The sequence below is a fragment of the Weizmannia acidilactici genome (assembly GCF_008974225.1).
Lineage (GTDB): Bacteria > Bacillota > Bacilli > Bacillales > Bacillaceae_C > Weizmannia > Weizmannia acidilactici.
Window position 1 is genome coordinate 1 of the sequence record NZ_BKZR01000073.1, and the last position, 5,749, is coordinate 5,749.

Here is a 5,749-nt window from a genome sequence, read left to right on the forward strand (position 1 = left end):
TTATAAAGTATTAGACTTTTTAAAGTTTACAAGTATAATAGTAATAACCTTTTCTTTGTGCATTTTTCTTACCAACCAGAAAGGAGCGATCATCTTTGCATCAAATTGACGAAAAGAAAACAAGCCGGCTGGCATTGCAGGAGGACATGGATTTTCTCGCCGGCTTGTTGGACAAAGTCATTTTATTTGAAGGCGGCGAAGACCTGCTCAACATTATTACCAACATTCGCTCCCTTGCGCAAAAAGCGAGGGAAACAGGAGACCAGTCCATTTACCTTCAATTAAAAAATGAAATTACTACCCTTAAACCGCCGCAACGGCAGGAAGTGATCCGCGCTTTCTCCACCTATCTGCAATTATTCAACATCGCCGAACAAAATTTCAGAATTAAGCGCCGGAGGGAATACCAGTCGGAAGATACGTACCAGGTTCAGCCGGGTTCTCTGGAAGACGGCATCGAAACGCTGCAGAAAGAACATGTGCCTGCCGATATGGTCGCAGAGATGTTGGATACTTTATCGCTTGAACTGATTATTACGGCACATCCGACGGAAGCAGCAAGGCGGACGATTCTGAAAATCCATAAACGCATTGCGGACCTTTTAAAGGCGCTTGAATTTGCAAGCACGCGTTATGAGAAAAAAGTTATTGAAGAAACGATTTTTAATGAAATCACCATTCTTTGGCAGAGTGCCGAAATCCGAGAAAAGAAACCGACTGTTTCGAATGAAGTGGAAAACGGCCTCTATTATTTTGACAACGTCCTGTTTGACGTCCTGCCGCGAATCCATGAAGATTTGGAAGATTACCTGTATGAAACGTATGGGCAGCGTTTCAAAGTCCCTCCCTATCTCCATTTCGGGTCATGGATCGGCGGCGACCGCGACGGCAACCCGAACGTCACCGCAGATGTCACTTGGAAAACGCTCGAGATGCAGCGCGAACTTGTCTTGAACAAGTATAAAAAATCGCTCCGCATGCTCAGGGAGCTGCTCAGCCATTCGTCCAAAAAAGTCAACGCCAGCCCTGCCCTGCTCGCATCTGTGGAGAACGAAGAAAAAGGGATGCGGGTTAGTGATACCTGGCCGACAAAAGATGAAATTTACCGCAGAAAACTGACGATCATGCTGCATAAACTTGAATGCATAGAACATCACAAAGGCGGATACCAAACCGCAGAGGAACTTCTGGCCGATCTGTACATGATCCGGAACAGCATCAGCCAGCACCATCCTGACGGCCATCCGATTAAATTGCTCCGTAAAGTCATCCGGCAGGTCGAGCTGTTCGGCTTCCACCTCGCTTCGCTTGATATCCGCAACCACAGCGGTGAGCATGAAGCGGCGCTTGCCGAGGTACTTTATAATGTTAACATTGCCGCAGACTACAAAAATCTGCCAGAAGAGGAAAAAGTACAGGTGCTTTTGAAAGCATTAAACGATCCGCGGCCGATGATTTCCATTTATGACACGTTTACACCGGAAACACAGGAAGTCATCAATACATTCCGGATGATCAAACGCGCCCACCAAACGTTCGGCGAGCGCTCCATACAAGTTTATTTGATCAGCATGGCGCACTCGGTCAGCGATGTGCTCGAAGTGCTTGTGCTGGCAAAAGAAGCCGGCCTGTACCGCGTGTACCCGAACGGGGAAATTTTAAGCGAAATCCATATCGCCCCGCTTCTTGAAACGATTGAAGACTTGCGGAACGGCCCGAAAATGCTCGAGACTTTGTTCCGGCTCCCGGTTTACCGGAACCATTTAAAGGTGCGCAACAACCTGCAGGAAGTCATGCTCGGCTATTCCGACGGCAGCAAAGACGGCGGTACGCTCACCGCGAACTGGCAGCTGTATAAGGCCCAGAAAGAAATCCACGAAATGGGCGCCAAATACGGCATCAAGCTGAAATTTTTCCACGGGCGCGGCGGTTCTCTCGGGCGCGGCGGCGGCCCGCTGTATTCGAGCCTCTTGTCGCAGCCTCCGGTCACGCTCGGCGACGGCGTCAAAATCACCGAACAGGGTGAAGTGCTGTCATCGCGGTATTTGCTGCGTGACATTGCCTACCGCAGCCTTGAGCAGGCAACATCCACGATGATGGTCGCGATTGCAAAACAAAAACTGAACGAGAAAAAAGGAAAAGCGCCGAACGAGGAAGCTGTCCGGGCTATGGATAAAATTTCGGAATACGCCCTTGAAAAATACCAGGCACTCGTTTTCAACGACCCGGATTTCCTGGCATATTTCAAAGAAGCAACGCCTTTGAACGAACTCGGCAAACTGAACATCGGCTCACGGCCGATGAGCCGGAAAGGGAGCGCACGCTTTGAAGACTTGCGCGCGATTCCGTGGGTGTTCGCATGGACGCAAAGCCGCCAGCTCCTCCCTGCGTGGTACGCGGCCGGCACGGGTTTGAGCAAATATGTGGAAGAAACCGGCAATTTGCGCCTGCTCCAGCAAATGTACGAATCATGGCCGTTTTTTAAAGCAACGATCAATAACCTGCAGATGGCCCTGATTAAAGCCGAGCTCTTGACAGCTGAAGAATACACGAGGCTCGTGAAAGACCCGGCCGTCGCAAACCGCATATTCGGCCTGATTAAAGAAGAATACGAACTGACGAAGGAAATGGTGTTAAAAGTCGCAGGCCAGAAAGAGCTGCTCGATTACACGCCGAACATCAAAGAATCTGTCCGCCTGCGCAATCCATACGTTGACCCTTTGAACTTGTTCCAGGTCTATCTCATCTCGCACTTGCGCGAACGCGAAAACAACGACGAGAAAGCGGAAGACTTGCTGACGGAAGTCCTGCTTACGATCAACGGCATCGCCGCAGGGTTGAGGAATACGGGGTGATGGAGAGTTCTCAAGTTCCTGATCCGGAGATCCGGCTTAACGCAGAAAAGCAGTGCGGTTTTGCCAATGGCAGGCCACACTGCTTTTTTTAATGTTTCTGCTTGGCTGCCGCATCGGACAAAGGATTATAATTTAAAAGTGTTAAAAACTTCAGTAATTATTGTATAATAGGGACAAATAGCAGGACTGGGGGCGCGCTTATGTCGACAGGCATGGTTACCGTTGTACTTATATTTTCTGTGCCCATTATCGCAGTAATTACAAATTTTTTTAAAGACAGGCAAAAGATAAAGTTGCAAGTGTTGGAAAAAGAACTGGAACTGGAGAAACTGAAAAACGAGAACTTTTTGTTAGAAGCAGAGAAAATGAAATTAGAATTACAGAAAATGGAACTGGACAGGCCTAAGGAGGAGTGGGTCGAGAAATGACCTGCTTTGCCTTAGGTTTTTTTATTGTTACAGGCAAAAAACGATGGATATTGCTTCATAAATTTTCTCTGTTTATTCAAGATTGTTAAGCAAAACCGCAATCGACATAAACTACAAAATCCATACTTTTCTTTTATGAATTTTTCTGTATGAGGGCGCTTGGAAGAACCTGGGCTGGCAACGCAACCGGCCATCAATTGGGGGAATTTACATGAAGTGGATTCATTTCAAAAAAAGCCCCGCACTCCTACCCAAGGCTTGATGGAAAAGGCGAGGAAGATGAATGTTTCAATTGTCGCGTTTCGTTAGGTGAATCATTGAAAATCTTCTGCAATTTCAAGACTGTTTGCTTCGGGCAAAATGATTTAAAAGAAAAAATGATACAAGTCATCGAAGGTTTGGCTGCATTCGTACAAAATACAGAGGCGTTTGTAGAGTCCTTTAAGTTTCAATATCCAGCAAGTAAGTGGATGAAAGCGCAATAGAAAGCAGCCCAGCGGACAAGTATGACAGCTGCCAATACCAAAATTGGGTAGAAAAAGCTAAATCAGTCGATTGGAATGCGGAAACAATCGCTGCATGGACGACAAAAGAAAAGTTGGATATTATCCAAAAACAGGGCAAGTCCTCCTGAGAAAAGAAGGATATGATCCTGTCCGTAAATGATATTGCCGAATAAACAAATTTTGGTTTCTTTAAATTCTGCCATTGAAGTAGCCCGTGCAGGAAAGCATGATAGAGGTTACGCAATCGTCTCGCAGGAAATCAGAAAATTATCTGTCCAAACGATGGCCGATAAAGTCCAAACCATGCTTTCCGATTCCAACCAATATAATGTCCAGGTGGAGGAATTCCCTAAAGCAAGCATCGGTTGCTGTATCCTTTAGCCGACAACTGAAGCTACAAGCGAATCTTTTAAAAAGATTATAGGTTCAGTTGAAAAGAACAGCAAAACTGTGCTACATGACCAAAATCAATCGGCCGCGGTGATATGAAGGGGTATCCATTCTTTTTGTGCTAAGGAAAGATACTGATACAACTATTAGTAATTTCTTATCCCTTTTCTCTCACATTCATATGATCCACGAACTTAAGCAGGGAGCAACTAAGCATCCGGAAAAGATACTACTGCCGGCATATATTTCAATCCACGCCCCCAAGTAGGGAGCGACGGCTTAAACGTAATTATAAAGATAAGTCTAGTATTATTTCAATCCACGCCCCCAAGTAGGGAGCGACAATGCAGCTCTTACCGCCTCCATTGGGGCATTACTATTTCAATCCACGCCCCCAAGTAGGGAGCGACGTTGCCATAGCGTTAAAAACGCCTTAGGGTTCCCTATTTCAATCCACGCCCCCAAGTAGGGAGCGACCTGTGTCGACTTGCGGCGGCGCCTGCGGCTGATTATTTCAATCCACGCCCCCAAGTAGGGAGCGACTTGATTAACGGTGTTTGGTGTGGATTTAAAAGCAATTTCAATCCACGCCCCCAAGTAGGGAGCGACAATAATTTATCTTTAATCATCTTGAACATCTCCTTTATTTCAATCCACGCCCCCAAGTAGGGAGCGACTGGCGTCAGCACCTTCGACACCTTCCACGAATTATTTCAATCCACGCCCCCAAGTAGGGAGCGACGGGCAAAAGCTGGTGATACCAGCGTGAGTACGTTATTTCAATCCACGCCCCCAAGTAGGGAGCGACACCTTAAAGATGTCTATAAAGCTGGCGATCAGATATTTCAATCCACGCCCCCAAGTAGGGAGCGACGTCCATGATTAAACAGTATCGGGAAATAGTTGATATTTCAATCCACGCCCCCAAGTAGGGAGCGACACAATTCGTCAGGTTCAAGGTTATTATTCAAATATTTCAATCCACGCCCCCAAGTAGGGAGCGACGTCCGGCGGCTTTTTTCGACTGGCTTGGGGGTTTTATTTCAATCCACGCCCCCAAGTAGGGAGCGACAAATCATCCAACGGCGGATAATAAGCCCCTGGCTATTTCAATCCACGCCCCCAAGTAGGGAGCGACATTTCCACCGGGTCTGGCATCCTCCAAATCGTCTAATTTCAATCCACGCCCCCAAGTAGGGAGCGACAATCACTCCGGTTTGTTTATGCTTTGCAATAACCATTTCAATCCACGCCCCCAAGTAGGGAGCGACCGGTAATGGATCCGGACGATGCTAAAAAGTATGGATTTCAATCCACGCCCCCAAGTAGGGAGCGACTTAAACGCGTGTATGTTCCGGACGGCATCGAATGATTTCAATCCACGCCCCCAAGTAGGGAGCGACGTACATTGTACTCGACTCCATTCTATCGTAATAATTTCAATCCACGCCCCCAAGTAGGGAGCGACAGCTATTACAAATTATTAGAATATTTGGTTTATTTATTTCAATCCACGCCCCCAAGTAGGGAGCGACTCGTTGTCGGCGAGTATACACTCGAGTTTAAACAA

At 47.0% G+C, this 5,749-nt stretch carries 3 protein-coding genes and 1 CRISPR repeat array; all 3 genes read left to right on the forward strand.

Annotation, left to right across the window (positions count from 1 at the left end):
* Positions 1-146: 146 nt before the first annotated feature.
* The 3 genes from ppc (at position 147) to GBH70_RS17605 (ending at position 4,170) form a co-directional block, all read left to right on the forward strand.
* Positions 147-2,855, forward strand: coding sequence for a phosphoenolpyruvate carboxylase (gene ppc, locus GBH70_RS16025; protein ID WP_172967528.1), 2,709 nt, complete (start codon positions 147-149; stop codon positions 2,853-2,855).
* A 200-nt stretch (positions 2,856-3,055) separates the two neighbouring features.
* Entirely contained in the window at positions 3,056-3,283 is a 228-nt protein-coding gene (locus GBH70_RS16030; protein WP_151681970.1) for a hypothetical protein, read from the forward strand.
* 662 nt (positions 3,284-3,945) lie between these two features.
* Positions 3,946-4,170, forward strand: coding sequence for a methyl-accepting chemotaxis protein (locus GBH70_RS17605; protein ID WP_269467543.1), 225 nt, complete (start codon positions 3,946-3,948; stop codon positions 4,168-4,170).
* Between the two features lie 253 nt (positions 4,171-4,423).
* Positions 4,424-5,714: direct repeats of the CRISPR family, unit length 32 nt; unit sequence ATTTCAATCCACGCCCCCAAGTAGGGAGCGAC.
* Positions 5,715-5,749 lie beyond the last annotated feature (35 nt).